Source organism: Methylobacterium sp. (assembly GCF_019745455.1).
Lineage (GTDB): Bacteria > Pseudomonadota > Alphaproteobacteria > Rhizobiales > Beijerinckiaceae > Methylobacterium.
Genome location: NZ_JAIETD010000089.1, coordinates 1 through 20,666 on the forward strand (window position 1 = coordinate 1; position 20,666 = coordinate 20,666).

At 67.7% G+C, this 20,666-nt stretch carries 17 protein-coding genes and 1 pseudogene; 9 read left to right on the forward strand and 9 right to left on the reverse strand.

The genetic code is table 11. The features are described from left to right. Positions 1 to 464 precede the first annotated feature (464 nt). The gene (locus K2Y56_RS17680) at positions 465 to 3,221 is read left to right on the forward strand and encodes a DUF3772 domain-containing protein (protein WP_292510415.1); all 2,757 of its coding nucleotides are present in this window, start codon (positions 465 to 467) and stop codon (positions 3,219 to 3,221) included. Positions 3,222 to 3,286: 65 nt separating this feature from the next. Beyond that, the gene (locus tag K2Y56_RS17685; RefSeq protein ID WP_292510454.1) at positions 3,287 to 3,718 is read left to right on the forward strand and encodes a CAP domain-containing protein; all 432 of its coding nucleotides are present in this window, start codon (positions 3,287 to 3,289) and stop codon (positions 3,716 to 3,718) included. Between the two features lie 18 nt (positions 3,719 to 3,736). Here K2Y56_RS17685 and K2Y56_RS17690 read toward each other — a convergent pair whose 3' ends face one another. Both K2Y56_RS17690 and K2Y56_RS17695 read right to left on the reverse strand, forming a co-directional pair. Next, the gene (locus tag K2Y56_RS17690; protein ID WP_292510418.1) at positions 3,737 to 4,567 is read right to left on the reverse strand and encodes a flagellar motor protein MotB; all 831 of its coding nucleotides are present in this window, start codon (positions 4,565 to 4,567) and stop codon (positions 3,737 to 3,739) included. A 15-nt stretch (positions 4,568 to 4,582) separates the two neighbouring features. Next, entirely contained in the window at positions 4,583 to 5,356 is a 774-nt protein-coding gene (locus tag K2Y56_RS17695) for a MotA/TolQ/ExbB proton channel family protein (protein ID WP_292510421.1), read from the reverse strand. A 273-nt stretch (positions 5,357 to 5,629) separates the two neighbouring features. Here K2Y56_RS17695 and K2Y56_RS17700 point away from each other — a divergent pair, with 273 nt between their 5' ends. Further along, on the forward strand, positions 5,630 to 7,411 hold the full coding sequence (locus K2Y56_RS17700; protein ID WP_292510423.1) for a glucan ABC transporter ATP-binding protein/ permease: 1,782 nt from the start codon (positions 5,630 to 5,632) through the stop codon (positions 7,409 to 7,411). A gap of 166 nt (positions 7,412 to 7,577) precedes the next feature. Here K2Y56_RS17700 and K2Y56_RS17705 read toward each other — a convergent pair whose 3' ends face one another. From K2Y56_RS17705 to K2Y56_RS17720, 4 genes are all read right to left on the reverse strand, one after another. Next, complete coding sequence (locus K2Y56_RS17705) at positions 7,578 to 8,591, reverse strand: adenosine kinase (RefSeq protein ID WP_292510426.1); 1,014 nt, start codon at positions 8,589 to 8,591, stop codon at positions 7,578 to 7,580. A 263-nt stretch (positions 8,592 to 8,854) separates the two neighbouring features. Beyond that, positions 8,855 to 9,187, reverse strand: a complete 333-nt coding sequence (locus K2Y56_RS17710; RefSeq protein WP_366849053.1) for a Uma2 family endonuclease — start codon at positions 9,185 to 9,187, stop codon at positions 8,855 to 8,857. A gap of 67 nt (positions 9,188 to 9,254) precedes the next feature. After that, positions 9,255 to 9,572, reverse strand: a complete 318-nt coding sequence (locus tag K2Y56_RS17715; RefSeq protein WP_292510429.1) for a hypothetical protein — start codon at positions 9,570 to 9,572, stop codon at positions 9,255 to 9,257. A 68-nt stretch (positions 9,573 to 9,640) separates the two neighbouring features. Continuing rightward, complete coding sequence (locus tag K2Y56_RS17720) at positions 9,641 to 10,525, reverse strand: protein-methionine-sulfoxide reductase heme-binding subunit MsrQ (protein WP_292510432.1); 885 nt, start codon at positions 10,523 to 10,525, stop codon at positions 9,641 to 9,643. A 243-nt stretch (positions 10,526 to 10,768) separates the two neighbouring features. On the opposite strand from K2Y56_RS17720, the gene ligA reads away from it, so the two are divergent. Then, complete coding sequence (gene ligA / locus K2Y56_RS17725) at positions 10,769 to 13,219, forward strand: NAD-dependent DNA ligase LigA (RefSeq protein WP_292510435.1); 2,451 nt, start codon at positions 10,769 to 10,771, stop codon at positions 13,217 to 13,219. After that, positions 13,216 to 14,040, forward strand: coding sequence for a 3'-5' exonuclease (locus K2Y56_RS17730; RefSeq protein WP_292510438.1), 825 nt, complete (start codon positions 13,216 to 13,218; stop codon positions 14,038 to 14,040). Before ligA ends, K2Y56_RS17730 begins: the two co-directional genes overlap by 4 nt. A gap of 6 nt (positions 14,041 to 14,046) precedes the next feature. On the opposite strand, the gene K2Y56_RS17735 is transcribed toward K2Y56_RS17730, so the two are convergent. Beyond that, a complete protein-coding gene (locus K2Y56_RS17735) occupies positions 14,047 to 14,424 on the reverse strand; it encodes a hypothetical protein (RefSeq protein ID WP_292510441.1) in 378 nt (125 codons plus the stop codon). Positions 14,425 to 14,723: 299 nt separating this feature from the next. Between K2Y56_RS17735 and K2Y56_RS17740 the strand changes: the two genes are divergently transcribed. The 4 genes from K2Y56_RS17740 to K2Y56_RS17755 all read left to right on the forward strand — a co-directional run bounded on the left by K2Y56_RS17740 (position 14,724) and on the right by K2Y56_RS17755 (position 19,517). Continuing rightward, a complete protein-coding gene (locus tag K2Y56_RS17740) occupies positions 14,724 to 15,170 on the forward strand; it encodes an invasion associated locus B family protein (protein WP_292510458.1) in 447 nt (148 codons plus the stop codon). A gap of 34 nt (positions 15,171 to 15,204) precedes the next feature. Beyond that, positions 15,205 to 15,855, forward strand: coding sequence for a hypothetical protein (locus K2Y56_RS17745; protein WP_292510444.1), 651 nt, complete (start codon positions 15,205 to 15,207; stop codon positions 15,853 to 15,855). Positions 15,856 to 15,898: 43 nt separating this feature from the next. After that, positions 15,899 to 17,917, forward strand: coding sequence for a glycosyltransferase (locus K2Y56_RS17750; protein ID WP_292510447.1), 2,019 nt, complete (start codon positions 15,899 to 15,901; stop codon positions 17,915 to 17,917). A gap of 70 nt (positions 17,918 to 17,987) precedes the next feature. Beyond that, positions 17,988 to 19,517 carry a glycosyltransferase gene (locus tag K2Y56_RS17755; protein WP_292510461.1) on the forward strand — a complete coding sequence of 510 codons (1,530 nt, stop codon included), beginning with the start codon at positions 17,988 to 17,990 and terminating at the stop codon, positions 19,515 to 19,517. Here K2Y56_RS17755 and purC read toward each other — a convergent pair whose 3' ends face one another. Together purC and K2Y56_RS17765 are read right to left on the reverse strand one after the other, a co-directional pair. Continuing rightward, positions 19,518 to 20,312 carry a phosphoribosylaminoimidazolesuccinocarboxamide synthase gene (purC, locus tag K2Y56_RS17760; RefSeq protein ID WP_292510450.1) on the reverse strand — a complete coding sequence of 265 codons (795 nt, stop codon included), beginning with the start codon at positions 20,310 to 20,312 and terminating at the stop codon, positions 19,518 to 19,520. It abuts the gene before it with no gap. 210 nt (positions 20,313 to 20,522) lie between these two features. Beyond that, a pseudogene (locus K2Y56_RS17765) lies at positions 20,523 to 20,666 on the reverse strand (endonuclease III); the annotation flags it as partial.

Consider the following 20,666-nt stretch of genomic DNA (forward strand, 5'->3'; position numbering starts at 1 on the left):
TCATCCGCCGGCCGGACGGCGTCCGCGACTCGCCTCCTCGAGGTGGCAGGCGACGGAACGCGGCGGATCTCTGGGAGGGGGATGGCACCGGCCAAAAGCGGTCGCATCGGGCGAAAACGCCCGGCGCGTGGCGGGGATCATCGGCGTGGACGATCAGCGCCACCTCCTCGCACAGATACGAAAAGGTACGGTCCATTGCCTCCTAGTGTAATATCACCGTGACAGGCTTGTGAAGGTTCCCCGACCCGCCCGCGACGTCGCGCGCACAGGCGATGGCGGCCAGGGATCGATCCACGCCGCGAGCCGTGCCGCTTCAGGGTTGCTTTTCGGGCGGCGAGGCACCCTTTCGCCCCATTGATCGGCGAAAGGGTCGCGGAAGGCTGCAGCCGGGCGCCGGCACGGGACCTGCGACTGGTTCCGCGATCGATGTGGTGCCTCGTGGCCGGCATCGGGAAAGGATCGAGATGGGTCTGGTGTCGTCCTGGAATGCTGTGCGGATCGTCCTTCTGGCGGTCCTGCTCTGCGGAATTGCGGGTCTCGCCCCGTCGCCGCTCCAGGCTCAGGCCGCTTCCTCGAACGGCACGGCCAAGCCGGCTGCCCCGGCGAGCCCCAATGCAGACCCGGCCAAAGCTGGGGCGGCGAAGGAGGCCGAGACGCCCGTCGAGGAGGAGGAGGAGGAGAAGCCCGTCGTCTCGGAGATGATCAAGGCGGTTCGCGCGAGGCTCGAAAATGCCAAGCGCGATCTCGACTCGCGCGAGAAGGCGATCAGCGGCCGCGAGGTCGGCGCCGGCGACCTCGTGCGGGCCCGCGACGGCCTCGACGATGTCGCCGACCAGATCCGGCGCGTCATCGATCTCCTCGCACCCCGCCTCGACGCGGCTCGCGAGCGCCTGAACCAGCTCGGGCCCAAGCCCAAAGAGGGCGAGGAAGGCGAGGACGTGGCCAAGGAGCGGACGGAGCGGGAGCATGCGGTCGCCGAGATCGACGAGACCCAGCGCCTCGCAAAGTCGCTCCTCGTGCAGAGCGACCAGATCCTCGACCAGATCTCGAATCGTCGCCGCGCCGCCTTCACCCGCGGCCTCCTGGAGCGCTCTTCGCCCCTCGTCAGCGTCGACCTGTGGAGCCGGGCGGCGGCGGACCTGCCGCGCGACTTCAAGGCCCTCCAGAGCGCGCTGAGCGACTTCTTCGACCTCTATGCCCGTAACGGAACCCTGCCGAATCTGCTCTTCGTCGGCATCGCGCTCGGCATCTCGGCAGCGCTCTACTTCGGACGCCGGAACATCGCGCCGCGCTTCGGGCGCCAATCGGGGACGATCGCCGATCTCTCGCGCCGCAAGCGCCTGCTGGCGGCATGGCGGGTTTTCCTCCTCGGCACAGTGCCGGCCCTCATCGGCAGCTACGCGGTCTACTACGCCCTCGACGTCACCGACCTGATGCCGCCCCGGCTGATGCCGCTGACCGGTGCGGTGCTGATCGGCCTCGCCTTCGTGGCTTTCGTCCAGTCGCTGGCCGACGCGCTGCTCTCGCCCGACAAGCCGGCCTGGCGCCTCGCACCCGTGAGCGATGCAGCTGCTTCGCGGCTGACGCTGCTGGCGGTGAGCATCGCCATCGTCATCTCGGTGGTGAAATCCATCGAGGCCCTGAATTCCGGCATCTCGGCGGCCCTTCCGGTCTCGATCGTCACGCGCGGGATCGGAGCGCTCGCCACGGTCCTGATCCTCGCCATCGGTTTGCACCGGTTCGCCGACACCCAGGAACAGGAGGAGGCCTGCCTCGGACCCTACGTCCCGCCGGACAACACCACGACCATCGGTGGCCCTGCACGTCTGCTCGGCTGGGCGGCGGTGGCCGGCGTCGGCGCCGCGGCGGTGGTCGGCTACGTCGCCTTCTCGGCCTTTCTCATCGACCAGCTCGTCTGGGTCGCGAGCCTGTTCGCGCTGCTCTACCTGCTCATCGCCAGCGCCGACACCTTCATCGGCGGCGCACTGACGGATCAGACCCGTGTCGCCACCGCCCTGCAGGCCAATACCGGCCTGCGCAAGCGGTCGATCAACCAGATCGCGGTCCTGGCGACGGGCTTTGCCCGCGTCGCGCTGATCCTGATCGCGGTGCTTCTCGCTCTTGCTCCCTGGGGGCTCGATTCGACCGACGTCCTCACCTCGGTTCGCACGGCCTTCTTCGGCTTCAAGGTCGGCGACGTCACGATCTCGCTCTCGACGATCGCCCTTGCCATCATCATCCTCGGGGTCGGAGTCGCGATCACCAAGGCGATCCAGCGCTGGCTTGAGAAGACCTACCTGCCCGCCACCGATCTCGATGCGGGCCTTCGCAACTCGATCTCGACGGTGAGCGGCTATTGCGGCTTCCTGCTCGCCCTGGCCCTGGCGTTCTCGTATCTCGGCCTGAGCCTCGAGAAAGTCACCATCGTCGCCGGTGCACTCTCGGTGGGTATCGGTTTCGGCCTCCAATCCATCGTCAACAACTTCGTCTCCGGACTGCTTTTGCTGTGGGAGCGGCCGATCCGGGTCGGCGACCAGGTCGTCATCGGCGACAGCGAAGGCATCGTGAAGCGTATCTCCGTGCGCTCCACCGAGATCCAGACCTTCGACCGGTCGGCCGTCATCGTCCCGAACTCGAACCTGATCTCGGGCGTCGTCAAGAACAGGGTGAGGGGGGACCGGACAGGGCGCGTCATCATCCCGGTCAGCGTCCTGCGCAGCCAGGACCCCGTCCGCGCCGCAGAGATGATGACCGCCTGCGCCGCCTCGCATCCCGATGTCCTCAAGATGCCGGCACCTCGCGTCGTCTTCCGCAAGATCGGCGACCCGATGCTCGACTTCGAGCTGATGGCCTGGATCGCGGACGTCGATTTCAGCCTCAAGGTCCAGAGCGACTTGAACTTCGCGGTGTTCAAGACATTGTCCGAAGCCAACATGATCCCGGCCATGGGCACGCCCTCGAGCATCGTCACGGTGCAGGGGCTGGAGCCGATGCAGAACGCCTTCGGGCAGATCGCGAGTGCATTGGGAACGAGTGCCGGTTCGGGAGCGGCATCGTCGGGAGAACGACTGGGCGATCCTTCCAGCCTGCCAGAGCCAAAGCAGACCGATATGATGGACGAGGCAGCGCCGCCGGCGACGGACGGGAACGGGGTTCGGGACGCGGATGCCGAAAAACCTTCGGCACCGGCTCGCCGCCGACGGGCGCAGGTGACATCATGAGGCCGCCCAGCGACTTCCTCCGGGCAGCGGCGATCCTCGTCGCGATCTCGCCCTTGACCGCCTGCATGTCGGAGCGGTCCGACACGGCGATCCCGAGCCTCTACCTCGCGCTGGCGACGCCGGCCGCGCAGGTCGACGCGATGACAGCCCGCGACATGATCTCGTCCTATCGCGGCAGGACCGGTCTGGTGCCGCTGACCGTCGATCCGCAGCTTCAACGTCTGGCCGAGGCCGAGGCCGCCGCCATGGCCGCCGCCGACCGCCCGAGCCGTGCCGATACGGTGAAGGCAGCGATCGAGCGGCTCGGCTTCGCCGGCGCCGAAGCCAACCTTTCGGCGGGCTATCACACCCTCGCGGAGGCCTTCTCGGGTTGGCGCGAGAGCAAGGGGCACGACGCGGTCATGCGGGCGCCCGATGCCCGCCGCATGGGCATTGCCACCGCCTACGCGCCGAACTCGAAATACAAGGTCTACTGGGCGCTGCTCGTCGCCAAGTGAGCCAAACGAGAGGGGCGGCTACGGCACACCCTTGCGCGGGGTCGCGGCCGCTTCGTGCAGGAGGGTCACGGTGACCCGGCGGTTGGCCGCGAGATAGGGATTGTCCGGGAACAGAGGCTCGGTATCGGCCTTGCCCGCGACGGAGGCGAAGCGGTCATCAGGCACCCCTGCATTAGCGAGGATCTCGCGGACGCTGATCGCGCGGTTGGCCGAGAGTTCCCAGGGCGGGGCAGGGGGCCTCGTCCCAGGGCGATCCGTGGCGGTGTACCCCGTCACCGCGACGCGGTTGGGAAGCTTGCGAATGGTGGTCGCCAGCCGCTCCAGCAGGCGCCGGGTGCGGTCGTTCGGCCGGCTCGACCCATCGGGGAACATCGAAGCACCGTCCTGGTCCACCAGTGATAGATCGAGGCCTCGAAGCGACGGGGTGACGATGATGTTCTTCGAGAGCTCGGCCACCTCCGGCATCTCCTGCATCGCCTGACGGAGGCTCGCGGCGGCGAGGCCCGCACCTTCGACGTAGCCTGCGTCGGGGATTCCCTCATCGACGAGCGCATCGGTGCCGGGCGGGGTCGGGCGGTCCGTGGCCCGGTCCGGCGGGACGTCGCGCAGGTTCTTGACCTTGTCGGCGCTCGGCAGCCCCTCCTTCTCGAGGATGCCGGCAAAGCGCGAATCCTTCGACGTGCCGAATGCGTCGCGCATGGAGCCGGCGACGATCTGGAGCTTCTTCTGGTCCTGCGTCGAATAGGCGGCGATCATGACGAAGAAGCTCATGAGCAGCGCCATCAGGTCGGCGAAGGTCACGAACCAGCCGTGGCCGCCATGCGCGCCGCCGCGCTTCTTCTTGGCCAAGGCCGCCTCCCGTCTTCAGGCCGCTTCGGCCGCGAGGTCTTCGCGATGATTGTGCGGCAGGTAGGCGATCAGCATCTCGCGCACCAGCGAGGCGCTCTTGGCGTCGCGGATGAGCAGGATGCCGTCGATGATCAGGGAGCGCGAGACGTCCTCCTCCTCGAGCTTCAGATGGAGCTTGTCGGCGATCGGCAGGGTGATGGCGTTGGCCAGGAGCGCGCCGTAGAGCGTCGCGAGGAGCGCCGTCGCCATGGCGGGGCCGAGCTTCGACGGGTCGGACATGTTGGCGAACATGGTCACCATGCCCAGGATCGTGCCGATCATGCCCCAGGCAGGCGCGCAGTCGCCGAAGGCGCGATAGATCTTCGAGCCCTCGTCGAGATGCATCAGGAAGTTGTCGCGATCCCGCTCCATCGTGTCGCGAATGAACTCGCGGTCGTAGCCGTCGGCGATGTAGCGCGCGCCCTGGGCCAGGAACGGGTCGGAAATCTCCATGTTCTCGAGGGCCATCGGGCCGGACTTGCGCACCACGTCGGCGATCTTGGTGATCTCCTCGATGAGGTCGCGCGGCTTGATCGCCCGCATGGTGAAGGCATAGCGCAGCCCCATCGGCAGGCCGTGCGCGATGGTCGAGAACGGGAAGCGCATCATCGTCGCGGCGGTGGCGCCGCCGAAGATGACAATCACCGCGTGCTTGTCGAAATAGGCGGCGAAGTTGCCGCCATCGATCATGATCAGCACGAACACGGTGGCAAAGCCGCCGATCAGGCCGATTCCGGTCGCGAGATCCATGGTTGGCAAGCCTGAGCGGCGGGACGGCGCTGTGAATGAGAATCGAGCAGAGACCCGTCACCAGGGTTAGGCGAACACGCTGAACGAACCGTAAAGGAGGTGCGCAACCGCTTCATTCGTGTCATTCGCCGTTCAGGGAGCGGCTGCGATAAGCCGATCGACACCAAGGGTTTGTCGGGCTCTGAAGGGCCCGCGCAATCCAAAGGTCAAAGGGTGAGGCGCCGATCCCGAGCAACGGGGCCGCCTCGGTTGGGTCTCGGAGCACACGTCATCATGTCGATGGTTCGTCTCTACGCTCGGGTCATGGGTCTCCTCGGCGCCGACAAGCGGCTCGCGGTGTTCCTCGCCGCGGCCAACGTCACGCTCGCCGTGGCGGCCTTCGTCGAGCCGCTGCTCATGGGCCGCATCATCGACAAGCTCACCCATCTGAAGACGGGCGGCGACGCCTTCGCGACCCTGCTGCCCCTCGTGGCGGCCTGGGTCGGCTTCGGCCTGTTCACGATCGCCGCCGGCGTCGCGATCGCGCTGCACGCCGACCGGCTCGCCCACCGCAACCGCCTGTCGGCCATGGCGAACTACTTCGAGCATGTCCTCGAACTGCCGCTGGCATTCCATTCCTCGAATCATTCCGGCCGCATCCTCAAGGCGATGCTGGAGGGCTCGAACGGCATGTTCTGGCTGTGGCTCGGCTTCTTCCGCGATCATTTCGTCGCCGTTGTCTCCCTCGGCGTCCTGCTGCCGCTGACCCTGTTCGTGAACTGGCAGCTCGGCTCGATCCTGGTGGTTCTGGTCCTCGTCTTCACGGTGCTGACGACCCTCGTCATGCGCCGCACTGAAACGCTGCAGGGCCGTGTCGAGGCCTATCAGTCGGGCCTCGCCGAGCACGCCTCGGACGCTCTCGGCAACGTCGCCGTCATCCAGTCCTTCACCCGCGCCAAGGCCGAGAAGGACGCGATGCACGGCATCATCCGCAACCTGCTCGCCGCGCAGATCCCGGTTCTGTCCTGGTGGGCGCTCGCCAACGTCGCGACCCGCGCTTCCGCGACCCTGACCATGACGGCGATCTTCATCACCGGCATCGCGCTGCACCAGCACGGCATGGCGACCGTCGGCGAGGTCGTGGCCTTCATGAGCCTGGCTACCATGCTGGTCTCGCGCCTCGACCAGGTCGTGAGCTGCATCAACGGCCTGTTCCAGCAGATGCCCAAGATCGCCGAGTTCTTCGAGATCCTCGACACCGCGCCGGCGGTCCACGACCGCGTCAATGCGCGCCAGGTCGCGCGCTTCGAGGGCGAGGTCTCGTTCGACGAAGTCGGCTTCTCCTACACGCCGCGCCGCAAGGCCGTGGAGGACGTGTCGTTCACCGCGCGTGCCGGCGAGACCATCGCCCTCGTCGGCACCACCGGCTCTGGCAAGTCGACGACCCTCGGCCTCCTGCACCGCGCCTTCGACCCCGATCACGGCGCGATCCGTATCGACGGCACCGACATTCGCGACATCGGGCTGTCCAGCCTGCGCCACAACATCGGCGTCGTGTTCCAGGAGCCGATGCTGTTCGCCCGCTCGATCCGTGAGAACCTTCAGGTCGGCCGCCCCGACGCGACCGATGCCGAGATGCTCAATGCCCTCGAGCGTGCCCAGGCCACCGAGTTCATGGCCCGCCAGTCGGATGGCCTCGACACGGTGATCGGCGAACGCGGCCGATCGCTCTCCGGCGGCGAGCGTCAGCGCCTCTCGATCGCCCGTGCGCTCCTCAAGAACCCGCCTGTGCTGATCCTCGACGAAGCGACCAGCGCCCTCGACGCGACCACCGAGCGCAAACTCCAGGGTGCTCTGGAGGCCGTGATGGAGGGCCGGACAACCTTCGTCATCGCCCACCGCCTGGCGACGATCCGCAACGCCGATCGCATCCTCGTCTTCCACGAGGGCCGGATCGTAGAGTCGGGCAGCTTCGACGATCTGGTGGCGCAGAACGGCCGCTTCGCGGACCTTGCCCGGGCGCAGTTCATGGCCGGCGCGCAAGCAGCAGAAGAGGCGCTGCCGCTGGCGGCTTGAGGTTGCGCCCCTCGCGGCAACCCATGCCGCGAGGGTTCGCCCTCATCTTTTTTCGTACCGTAGAAGGGGCCGATCAGGTCCAGCCTGTCCGGACCTGAACAGCTGAACCCAGGGCCGCATCACCGAAGGCAGCGGCGAAATATGGTCGCCGCATCGGCTCTCGTTCTCAGAGAATCCCCCGCGACCGAGCGAGCTTCACAAGATCGGATTGCGGGCGGGCGCCGATATGCTGGATGACCTCCGCTGCAGCCAGCGCACCGAGGCGGGCGCTGGTGACGTGGTCGAGGCCGCGGGCATGTCCGGCAAGGAAGCCCGCCGCGAACAGGTCGCCGGCGCCGGTCGAATCGACGAGCTCGTCGATCGGCGAAGCCGGCACCGTGCGGATCTCGCCGCCCTTGACCACCGCCGCGCCTTCCGAGGAGCGGGTGACGAGGGCGAGGAGATGCAGGCCGCGGCCGTTTCGCTCGTCGCGCAGGGCTTTCAGGGCCGCGTCCGGGTCGTCGGTCTCGTAGAGGCTCTGCAGCTCCCCGATATTGGCGAACAGGATGTCGATGCTGCCGTCACGGATCAGGTCGAGGAATTCCTCGCGGTAGCGGCCGACGCAGAAGGCGTCGGACAGGGTCAAGGCGACGGCATTGCCCGCCCCGTGCGCGATCTTCACCGCCTTGCGGAAAGCTTCCTTGGCGGCGGGCGGATCCCACAGGTAGCCTTCGAGGTAGACGACGCGGGCGCTCGCCACGACAGCCTCCTCGACATCGGCCGGGTTCAGGCCCTGGCAGGCGCCGAGATACGTGTTCATGGTGCGCTCGCCGTCGGGCGTCACAAGCACGAAGCAGCGGGCGGTGGCCGGCCCGTCGGTGGCGGCTGGAACCGAGAAGGAGACACCGGTCGCCTTGAGGTCGTGGGCGAAGAGACCGCCGAGCTCATCGTTGCGGACCTTTCCGATGAAGCCGGTCTTGGCGCCCAAGAGCGCTGCGCCGACGGCGGTGTTGGCGCCCGAGCCTCCCGAGACGATCGTCGCCGGCCCCATGACCGCGAACAACGCTTCCGCCCGCTCCTCGTCGATGAGCTGCATCGCGCCCTTGGCGACGTTCTGCGCGGCGAGGAAGCCGTCGTCGGTACGCGCAATGACGTCGACGATGGCATTGCCGAGGACGAGAAGATCGAGCGGAGATGACATGCTGGGGGCCTCGCAGGCTGGAGCGTAACCGGCCTGTCGCACCGGCTCCGGCGAGGGTCAAGCTGAGGGTTTGTCAGGACTCTGCGAAGAGGTCGGCGATCGCGATCATTATCCCTGGCGGGCCGAGCCTGATGGAGCGGGCGGACATGATCCGGGTTTTAATCAGTCCTGCCGCAGCCCCCGCATGATGGATGACGAACTTCTTTGAATCGACGATGCGATAATGCATCGTCGTGGGAAGGCGGAACTCATCGTGGAGCTTCCTAGCCGTGTCGGTCTTCTGCGTTCCGGGGGAGAGAAACTCGACGACGACTGGACTGCGCGACTCGAGACGTCGGGTCAGGGCGATCGCCGCAATGAACCAGGGCGTCAGGTTCGAACACAGTCGAGTCGCCGATCCTGACCGTGACCCCGTCAGGCAGCATCACACAGTCGCTGCCCATGTCTTTCAGCGTTGCCCGCAAGGCGGATTGAGCAGAAAATTTCGTCTGCGCGTGGCGCACGCGCTGAGTCGACATGCTGAAGACCTCGCCATCGACCAACTCGTGGCGCCCCGGCAGCCCTTCTGCCCCGGCGAGAAACGAGTCCGCATTCATCCGAGGTTACGGCTGCACGCTCATCAAGCCTGCTCACCACAGGATCAATTCGTCTCGAAGGAACCCTTCACTGCAGCGTCTTCACCTCGCACTGCGCATAATCCGCGCTTGCCTTCACGTAGGCGTTGAGAGCCTTCACGTAGGCCTCCGCCATCGGCCTGAAGGCTTCGAGCTGCAGGTTGTAGGCCTTGACCGCGTCGTTGAAGCTGTAGGCCTCCCAGCCGGGGCATCCCGCCTTGGCACTCATGCAGGCAGGCTTGGGCGGAATTGCGGGCTTCGTGGGCCGCAGTTCGGCTGGAGGCGCCGTCGGCGCGGTGCAGGCGGCTGAGGCCGCGGAGGCCAAAAGGAACCCCGCGAAGCACCCGGGAATCGACCAGCGGACCATGTTTCAACCCTTCGGACGCGACGCGCGCCTTGTGCGCGCCCGCCGCGCGAGGATCAACCCAGCCAAGCCTATTCGGCGGGGAGTGGCCGATGAGGAGCGGTATGGGAGACGGACCTGGGTTGCGCCATCCAGGTCCGCACCAGGTTGAGCACTGGCAGGACGAGCCCGTATCCGAGCACCCACCACATCGGCCGGATGCTGTAGGAGAAGTCGAGGTTGGCACCCAGCACCGCGCTCGCCGGCACGCCGCTCTTGAGGCCGTACCACGCCGCTTCGACGAACGCGGTGAGGATTGCTGCCGCGACCGCCAAGCCGGTGAGGGTGAGGGGGTTCGTCGAAACCTTGTAGCGCTGCATCAGGCGCCAGCCCATCAGGATCAGGAACAGGCCGGTCCAGAACACTGGCGCCGAAACGTCGATCTTGGATTGCAGGAAGTAGTGGAACAGCCCGAGCACGGCGATGGCGTAGACGCCCTTGTGCAGACGCGGCCAGGCCTTGCCGAGGCGCCGGATCATCCCGTCTGTCGAGGTCGCACCGAGCACCGCAAGGCCGACGAGGGCGACGAAACCGATCGTCAGGTAGAACCGTAGCAGGATCTCGGAGGCGACCTTTGTCAGGATGAAGTTCTGGTCGACCACGTAGAGGCAGAGGTGGATCACCGCGTAGGCCAGTACCGCCAGCCCCAGCATCCGCCTCACCAGGATGAGCTTCGGATAATTCGCGATCCTCCGCAGCGGCGTCACCGCGAGCGAGAGCAGCAGGAAGCGTACCGCCCAATCGCCCGTGCCGTGGATCAAAGCGGTGATCGGTTTCGGTCCCAACGCATCGAGCCCATAGGCACCGGCGAGCCACAGGCCCGGCGCGAGCGCGAACAGGAACGTCGCGAGCTTCAGGGCCGAGAGGCGACCGGCGCGGTCGCGCCAGGGCGCGGCGAAGGCAGACGAAGCGGGCATGAGGTTTTCGCGTTGTCCTGAGGGAATCGGTCGCCGTCGATGCGAAGAGGCAGGATTTGGTCCGTCCTCACGTTTCGCATCGGCGCCGCTCGGGTTACCGACCGGAGGTGTTGCGACGCACGCCGCTGATGTCGGGTTCATCGTCGCCGCGACAAGTCCCGCCCACTTCACGATGCCTCGTGCCTTCCGCCGCATCCATGATGCTATAAGGCCGCTTCCGCGCCCTCCTTCCCGCCCGTGACGATGCCAGCAGCCGCCTCCGAGATCTCCATCGACACGTTGACCGCAGAGGCGGCCCGCACCGAGCACGAGGCGCTGTCCGCCGAGATCGCCGAGGCGGATCGGCTATACCACGGCGAAGATGCGCCGATCCTGACGGACGCCGAATACGATGCTTTGCGGCGACGTCTCGAGCGGATCGAGGCGGCATTCCCGGATCTCGTCGGCACCGGCGCCGCGAGCGCAGCGGTGGGCGCCAAGCCCTCGGAAAAATTCGCCAAGGTTCGGCACGCAGTGCCGATGCTGTCGCTGAGCAACGCTTTTGCCGACGAGGAGGTCGAGGAGTTCGTGGCGCGGGTGCGCCGCTTCCTGAATTGGCCGGAGGCCGAGGCGCTCGCCTTCACGGCGGAACCGAAGATCGACGGGTTGTCGCTGTCGTTGCGCTACGAGAACGGCCGCCTCGTCACGGCGGCGACGCGCGGCGACGGCGAGGTCGGCGAGGACGTCACCGCCAATGCCCGTACCGTCACGGGGATTCCGGAGGCGCTGTCGGGCAAGGGCTGGCCGGCGATCTGCGAGGTGCGCGGCGAGGTCTACCTGTCGCATGCCGATTTCGCCGCCATCAACGCCCGCCAGGAAGCGGCCGGCAAGGCGCTTTTCGCCAATCCGCGCAACGCCGCGGCCGGCTCGCTCCGCCAGCTCGACGCCTCGATCACCGCCTCGCGTCCGCTCAAGTTCTTCGGCTATGCCTGGGGCGAAATGTCGGAGATGGCCTCCGAGACCCAGCACGGGATGATCGAGGCGTTCCGGGGCTGGGGCATCGTCGTCAACGACCGCACCGCCCTCTGCCAGGACGCAGCCAGCCTCGTGGCCCACTACCGCTCGATCGAGGCCGAGAGAGCCGACCTCGGCTACGATATCGACGGCGTCGTCTACAAGGTCGACGACCTCTCGTTGCAGCGCCGTCTCGGCTTCGTGTCGCGCAGCCCGCGCTGGGCTCTCGCTCACAAGTTCGCGGCGCAGAAGGCGCTGACCGTGGTCGAGGGCATCGACATCAATGTCGGCCGCACCGGCTCGCTCAACCCCTTGGCCAGATTGAGGCCCGTCACCGTGGGCGGCGTCGTCGTCTCGAACGCGACTCTGCACAACGAGGGCTACGTCCAGGGTGTCGGCGGCGACGGCGAGCCCATTCGCGATGGCCGCGATATCCGCGTCGGCGACACCGTCGTCGTCCAACGCGCGGGCGACGTCATCCCGAAAGTGATGGACGTCGTCATCGAGAAGCGGCCGGCCGATGCGAAGCCCTTCGACTTCCCGACCGAATGCCCCGCCTGCGGCAGCCGCGCCATCCGTTCCCTGAACCCGCGCACCGGCCAGATCGACGCCGTGCGCCGCTGCACCGGCGGGCTGATCTGCCCGGCCCAAGGGGTGGAGCGGCTGAAGCACTTCGTCTCGCGCAATGGCTTCGACATCGAGGGCTTCGGCGAAACCTATATCGAGGTTTTGTTCGAGGCCGGCGTGGTGAAGCAGCCGGCCGACCTGTTCCGGCTCCAGTTCGACGACCTCAAGCAGGCGATCGTGGCGCGGCGCGAAGCCCTGTCGGCAGCCAGGCGTACCGAAGGCGAGTCGCCGCCGAAGAAGCCGACCAAGAAGAAGGGCGAGGAGGAGGACAAGGCGATCAAGAACCTCGTCGCCGCCGTCGAGGAACGGAGAACGCTTCCGCTCAACCGCTTCATCTTCGCGCTCGGCATCCCTCAGATCGGAGAGTCGACCGCCAAGGCGCTGGCCAAGCGTTTCCCGGACATGACCTCGCTGCGGGACGCGATTGTCCGCGCGGCGGAGGCGCAGGCCGGCCCCGACTGGCTCGAACTCGCCGGAATATCGCGGATCGGTCCGACGACCCGCGACCGGCTCGTCGAGGCGGGCTTCTCCGACGAGCAGCCGAGCGACGATACCTCGCCCGCGACGGGGGAGGGCGCCTCCGGCCGGCGCCTGACCTCGGGACAGCGCGAGAACCTGCTGGCCCATTACGGAAGCGCCGAGGCGATCCAGGCGGCCGTCGCGCGCGCCGCGACGCAGCGTCCGGGCGATGCCTACCGCATTTTCGCCGATGACGGCGAGATCGGTCCGGTGGCGACGGATTCGCTGATCCAGTTCTTCGCAGAGCCGCATAACGACGAGGCCGTCCGCGCCCTGATGGCGGAGGTCACGACGGAGGCGCCCGCGGCCCCGGCTCAGTCGGCCGCCTTCTCGGGCAAGACCGTGGTGTTCACCGGCTCCCTCGAACGGATGACCCGCAGCGAGGCCAAGGCTACGGCCGAGCGCCTCGGCGCCAAGGTCTCGGGCTCGGTCTCGGCCCGCACCGATCTCGTCGTGGCCGGGCCGGGGGCCGGCTCGAAGCTGGCGGATGCCCAGAAGCACGGGGTCAAGGTGATCAGCGAGGACGAATGGATCGCCCTGGTGGCCACCGCGTGAGCCGCCCCATCGTCGCCCTGGATTTCGAGACCGCCAACGAGCGCCGCGACAGCGCCTGTGCCGTCGGCCTCGCCTGGATCGAAGGCGGGGCGGTGGTGCGGCGGGAATCGCAGTTGATCCGGCCGCGGGACCTGCGGTTCTCGCCCGGAAACATACGGGTCCACGGCATCTTGCCGGCGGACGTGAGAAACCAGCCCGAATTTCCCGAGGCCATGGCGGCGTTCCTGCCGGACCTGGCCGAGGGGTTGATCCTCGCGCACAACGCGCCGTTCGACCTCGGGGTGCTACGGGCCTCGCTCGCGACCTACGGCATGAGGATTCCAGCCCTCGCCTCGCTCTGCACGCTGCAGCTCGCCCGGCAGGTCTTTCCCGATCCGGCCGGCTGCGGTCTCGGCAAGGTCGCGGGGAGGTTGGGCATCCGCTTCGAGCACCACGATGCCGAAGAGGATGCCTATGCCTGCGCAGAGATCGCTCTCGCGGCCACCCGCCACCGCGGGGCCGCCGACATTCCCACCCTCGCGCGCAGCCTCGGCTTCTCCACCGCACCGCGCCTGGTCGAACCGGACCGCCCGATGACCCAGCCGCGCCGGGAGGCGCCGGCTCTGCGCTTCGGCATGCGCGGACGAACGGGCAATCGCTACGAGGTCACGCTGGAAAAGCGCCCGGCAGGCCTGAGCCTGCGGTGCACCTGTGCGGCCGGCCGCTACGCGCTGCGTTGCCGGCATGTCACCGCCTTGTGCGACGGCGACGTCACCGACCTGCTGACCGGGAACCATGCCGATGTGGTGGCGCTCAGCCGTCTGCTCGCAGCGGACGGCTGAGGTCAATCAGCCGCGCGAGCGTAGGACGCGCTGGGCCGGGACCGCCGAGGCCGGCCATGTCGGGCGCGGATCGACAACGCCGGGTTCGAGCGAACGCGGCGCGACGCTGTCACAGACTTCGCGCTGACGAATGATCACGGGCCGCCCGAACTCGTCGAGGCGCCGAATGAAGCCGCCGTCGCGGCAGAAGCCCGCGATCTCCGCGTCGCGGCCGGCCCGGCGTCCGCCCGGCGACCGGGCGATCGGTCGATGCTCGATTACCAGCGGGCCATCGCGCCTCAGGGAGCGCTCGACATAGGTCGTCTCGTTTACCGGCAGCGGATCGGCCAAGACGGGGGCCAGCCCTGTCAGCATCAGCGGGACGGATAAAGCGAGGCGCCGCATGCAGGGGTCCTTTGCTCGGGATGACGTGCTTCGAACAGCACTAGTGCCTGCGGACGGGCTGCGATAGCCCATCATGCCGAATGCATGACGCCGATCGTCCGGATCGCTTGACACACGATACCTCGGCATGGTCGGAACACCTCCGTTTTAGGAGTGGTTCCGCGATGCGGGACGGGAATGGGGAACAGCGCGTGGAGTTGCGGGGATTGCGGCAGCGTGCATCGCGCGTCCTCGACGGTCTGGCGCGGCTGACTGCGCTTGCGGGATTCGGACTTGCATTCTCTCTCGCGCCGCTATCGATGCCGGACGTCCAGGCGCAAGGACTGGTTCGCAATACCTTCGGCGACTGGCAGTTGCGGTGCGAGACGCCGGCCGGCGCCAAAGCCGAGCAATGCGCCCTGGTGCAGTACCTCGCCGCCGAGGATCGCCCCAACCTCACCCTCGTCGTCATCGTGCTCAAGACCGCCGACAACCGCGGCTACCTGCTCCGGGTGGTGGCGCCGCTCGGCATCCTGCTGCCCTCAGGGCTCGGCCTCAAGATCGACCAGACCGATGTCGGCCGCGCCGGCTTCGTGCGCTGCCTCACCACGGGCTGCGTCGCCGAAGTCGTGATGGACGACGGCTTGGTCAAGCAATTCAGCAACGGCGCTCAGGCCACTTTCATCGTCTTCCAGACGCCCGAGGAGGGGGTCGGCATCCCCCTCTCCATGAAGGGGTTCGGCCAGGGCTTCCAGAACCTGAAATGAGTGGGTCCGACAGGGCACGGGGAGCGCGACGCGGATGAGCGAAGGCGGGCAGGTCGGGTTTCGGAGCCTCCTGGCGGCTGTGATCGTCGTCATGACGGTCGGCGCAGCGCAGGCGCAGACGGCTGCACCTGAAGAGGGCAACTTCCTCACCAACATGCTCAAGTTCGGCGGCACCACGGTGCCGCCATCGCAGCCCAAGGATCTCGGCGAGCCCTACTGCCCGCAGGTCGATATTCCCGAGGGCGGCGCGGCGCTGCGCAGCTTGGGCGGAAGGGCCGGCGATAATGCCGCTGTGCGCAACCAGATCACCCTCGGCCGCCTCGCACGGGAATGTACGAAGCTTCAGGACGGAAGCGTGGCGATCAAGGTCGGCATCGCCGGTCAGGTTCTGCTCGGCCCGGCCGGAGCGCCCGGACGCTTCGAGGCGCCGGTTCAGATCGCGATCAAGTACGGCGACAAGGTCGTGGCCTCACGCTCCAAGAAGGTGGCGGTGTCGGTGGCGCCGGGCGAAGCGCAGGGCCTTTTCACGCTGGTAGAGGACGGCTTCGTCGTCCCTGCCGCCATGTCCGAGGATTACGACATTGTGGTGAGCCTCGGCAGTGGCTCCGCAAAGCCCGCGGCCCGCAACAAGCGCAAGCCGGCCTCCGCCTCGGCAGCGCCGGAAGGGGCGGCTGCAGCACAGTGATGGCCATGAAACCAGGCGCGAGATCGCGATCCTGATCCTCGCAATGCCCGAGCCGGAGACGCGGCCCCACCGCCTGCAGGACGGCCGTGCCGTCACCTTCACTGTCGAGCCCGTCGAAGACGCGACGTTCGATCGCCGGCTCATCGTGTCCCCCATGCCGCGCGGTGGATGGATCGTTCTCCATTACCGCTGTCGGCTGCGCGCTCGGCCGCTCCGGCCGATAGCGAGGATGATCCGGGCCGGCGGGCTCGCCCAGGACTTCGTCCTGCCGGGCGCGAGCGAGGGCAGGGGCAAGTGGCTCGGCTATGTTCCCCTCGATGTCACCGAAATCCGTCTGGCGATCGAGCCGGGCAGCGGGTTCGTCCTCGAACGGGTGGGCCTTCGCCGCAATGCCGGCCTGTTCGCCGAATGCCTGATCAAGCGCCCCCTTCGCGCAGGGCCGGCCCTCTATCACTTCCTGCGCGGCGACGAGCGGCGCTTTCGCGACATCCTCCGCGGCAGTTGCGCCGTGACGCCGCTCGCCGGCTTTCCAGCCTGGCGCAGCCCGCGGAGGCTGACAGAGAAGTCCGCAGCCTCCACCCGAACGGTCTCCCTGATCCTGTCGGCCGCCTCGGGCGATCAAGGCCGGATCGCCGACACCATCGACGCGCTTCTTCGCCAGACTCACCGCGACTGGCGCCTCACCCTGGTCGGCGGAACGCCACAGAGCGGGTCTGATCCGCGGATACGTACCGTCGCCCCCCGAAGGGCAGCGATGGCCGGCGAGTTGTTCGGGGAGGCCGAGATCGGTGGCATCCTCGCCCCAGGCGACCAGCTCGAAGCCGATGCTCTGGCGATCCTCGTCGACGCCCTGGACGCGTCCGAGCCGCCCGACATGGTCTATGCGGACGACCTCCGGCGCGGCGCCGGCCCAGCCAGTCCAAGGCTCAAGCCCGACTGGAGCCCCGATCTCGCCCTCGTCCTCGACGATTACCCGGGAACACCGACCCTCTATGCCGGCGCCCTGCTGCGTCACCTGCGGAGCCGGCCCGTCATGCCCGACTTTGCCGGAGACTTATCCCTCGCGGCGGCGCAGGCGGCGACGAACGTCGTCCATCTTCCACGGGTCCTCTCAAGCGGGTACGGTTCCGGACCGTCGGGGGAGGATGGCCTTGTCCGCCACCTCACGGAATCCGGTTCACCCGTGACGGTCACGCACCGGGACGGCCGACCGGACATCCTCTGGCCACTGCCGGACCCGGCTCCCCTCGCCACCATCGTGATCCCGTCTCGCGACCGCCTCGACCTCGTCGCACGCGCGACCCGAGGCGTGCTGAACGAGACCGATTATCCCGCGATCGAGCTCGTCATTGTCGACAACGGCTCGACGGATCCGGCCGTCCTCGCCCATTACGAGACCCTGCACGAGGACCCGCGCGTGCGGATCGTACCGTTCCCCAGGGCCTTCAATTTCTCGGCGATGGTCAATGCGGGCGTCGCCGCCGCACGCGACGGCATCGTCGTCCTGTTCAACAACGACGTCGCGGTGCTCGAGCCGGGCTGGCTCGACGCGATGGTGCGTCAGGCGAGCCGGCCGGATGTGGGAGCCGTCGGCGCGAAGCTTCTCTACGGTGACGGGCGGCTGCAGCATGCGGGCGTCGTGGTCGGGCTCGGCGGCCGGGCCGGCCACCTCCTGCGGCGGCGACCCGGCGACACGTCCGGCCATCTCGGCCAGTTGCGGGTCGCGCACGAGGTCTCTGCGGTGACGGCGGCCTGCCTTGCCGTCCGAAAGAGCACCTACGACGCCGTCGGCGGATTCGATGCGGAAGCCTTCCCCATCGACTTCAACGACGTCGATTTCTGCCTGCGCGTCGCCGCCGCAGGCTATCGCTGCATCTGGACGCCGCACGCGACCCTCTCCCATCTCGAGTCGGTGAGCCGCGGCCCGCCGGCGGGCGAGGATCGGCGGCGGTTCGAGGCGGAGGGCGACCGCTTCGCGGCGCGCTGGCGCGACACCGTTCGGCACGATCCGTTCTACCATCCGTCCCTGACCCTCACGACCTTCGGTGAGGAGCTCGAATAGGGTGGCGCGCCGGAGACCACCGACGGACACCGACCTCGCCGACGAGCGCCTCGACGCCCTGCGCTTCGCGCTGCTGCCGGATCCGTCGGCCTGGACCCGTCGGCTCGTAGCGCTTCGGTCGCTCCTGCGGCATCCGAGGCTGGCTCTATCGCTCGCCTCCGTCCGCCTGAGTGGGAAGAGGGTGCGGGCACGCCAGGGGTTCGCCGCGCTGCTGGGCCTCGATCATCATGCGCTGTGGCGCTCCGACGGCGACACCTCATCGTTCGGGGGAGGCTCGGCAAGTGGGAACGCAGAGACCGTCTTCCTGATACACACCGCTCCGGGCCATACCCTCGCAGCCGGGGCGGGCTCCCGCATCGCCGCCGCGTTCGCTAGCGATCCTGATCTGCAAGCCCTCTACGGCGACGCCCTGGCCTCGTTCCCCGATGGCTCCATCCTCCCCCTGCTGCGGCCCGCCTTCGACCCCGACTATCTCCTCGCCGTCGATTACATCGGTCCCGTCATCGCTCTCCGCCGGACAGGTCTCGTTCCGATCGAACTGCCGGACGACGCATCGCCGACCTTCGCGGCGGAATGCCTCCTCCGGACCGCCGACCGCTTCGGCAGCGGGGCGATCCGTCATCTTCCCCAGTTCCTGTCGCAATGGTCGGTCGGTGCCGGAGGGGAGGGGAGTTCGTCGCATCGCTCCGCCCGCCTCGCCCTCGTCGAGAAGCGGGGCCTGACGGCCCGCATCGACGAGCACGGGGTCATCACCGTGCTGAGGCCGCTGCCGGAGCAGAGGCCGCTCGTCAGCCTCATCGTCCCGACCCGGGACCGCCTCGACCTGCTGCGCCCCTGCCTCGACAGCCTGCGCCGCGCCACCGACTGGCCGGCCTGCGAGATCCTGATCTGCGACAACGACAGCGCCGAGGTTGAGACCCTCGCCTACCTCCGCGACCTGACCGAGCAGGGCATCGCCAGGATCGTCGCCTGTCCCGGCCCGTTCAACTTCGCCGCCATGAACAACGCGGCCGCAGCAGCGGCGCGGGGCCGGCTCCTTGCCTTCGTCAACAACGATGTCGAGGCCTTCGCGCCGGACTGGCTGGAGCTTATGTGCCGCGAGGCCATGCGGCCGGATGTCGGCGCTGTCGGTGCGCGCCTCCTCGATGGGGAGGGGCGTATCCAGCATGGCGGCGTCGTGCTCGGGCCGGGCGGCCTCGTCACCCATGGCCATCGCTTCTTTCCCGGCGACGCGCTCGGTTATCTCTCGGCGTTACGCGCGACCCGTGAGGTCAGCGCCGTCACTGCGGCCTGCCTTGTGGTCGAGGCGGAGAAGTTCAGGGCTGTCGGCGGCTTCGATGCCGAAACCTTCCCTGTCGATTTCAACGACGTCGACCTCTGCCTGCGCCTTCGGCAGGCGGGGTTCCGCACGCTCTATGTGGGAGGCGCCGTCCTGCACCACCGCGAGGCGGCGAGCCGGCGCAGGAGCGCGGAAACGCAGAGCCGCCATCGGCGTGAAGTCGAGGCCTTCAGACGACGATGGGGGCCGCTGCTCGCGCAGGACCCCCATTACCATCCCGGATTCGATCCGGATCTCGGCACCTATGCGCGACTGCGCTAGCTACTGAACCAGGCGCGGTCCGCCGCTCTGCACCTTCTCGTTCTCGGACATGATGCCCAGGCGCTTGGCGACTTCGGTGTAGGCCTCGATCAGGCCGCCGAGATCCTTGCGGAAGCGGTCCTTGTCGAGCTTGTCCTGGCTCTTGATATCCCACAGCCGGCACGAATCCGGAGAGATCTCGTCGGCCACGACGATGCGCATCATGTCGCCTTCCCAGAGGCGGCCGGTCTCGATCTTGAAGTCCACGAGACGGATGCCGACGCCGAGGAAGAGCCCCGACAGGAAGTCGTTGACCCGGATGGCGAGCGCCATGATGTCGTCGATCTCCTGGGGCGTCGCCCAGCCGAAAGCGGTGATGTGCTCCTCGGAGACCATCGGATCGTTGAGGGCATCGTTCTTGTAATAGAACTCGATGATCGAGCGCGGCAGCTGCGTGCCTTCCTCGAGGCCGAGACGGGTCGCCAGCGAACCCGCGGCGACGTTGCGCACCACGACTTCGAGCGGGATGATCTCGACTTCACGGATCAGCTGCTCGCGCATGTTGAGGCGGCGGATGAAGTGGGTCGGCACGCCGATGTCGTTGAGGTGCTGAAACACGAATTCGGAGATTCGGTTGTTCAGCACGCCCTTGCCGTCGATGACCTCGTGCTTCTGCGCGTTGAAGGCGGTGGCGTCATCCTTGAAGTGCTGGATGAGCGTTCCCGGCTCCGGACCCTCGTAGAGGACCTTCGCCTTGCCCTCGTAGATGCGACGGCGGCGGTTCATAGGCGTATACCGTGGTTTGAGGAAATCCATGGGCCGTGGCTCCTTCGGACGCGAACGATGTGTGGGATCCGCGGCGGCAACCGTTCTGTCGGTCGGGCCGTGGGACACGTCGCATGTCGAAAGTCCCTACGACCGCGCTGCAAACTACCGCATGCGGGTGGGCAGCACAACGCGGCGGACCGCAACCCGGGTCGCCGGGCCTTGTACTTGTGGACCGCATCGGGATGAGAGCCGCGCGGCCTACGTGGTCTTGCTCGGATATCGGCACAGGTCGGCGATGGGGCAGCGCGGGCATTCGGGCCGGCGCGCCTTGCAGATGTAGCGCCCGAACAGGATCAGCCAGTGGTGAGCGTCCTTCAGGTAGGCCTGGGGTACGATCGCCTC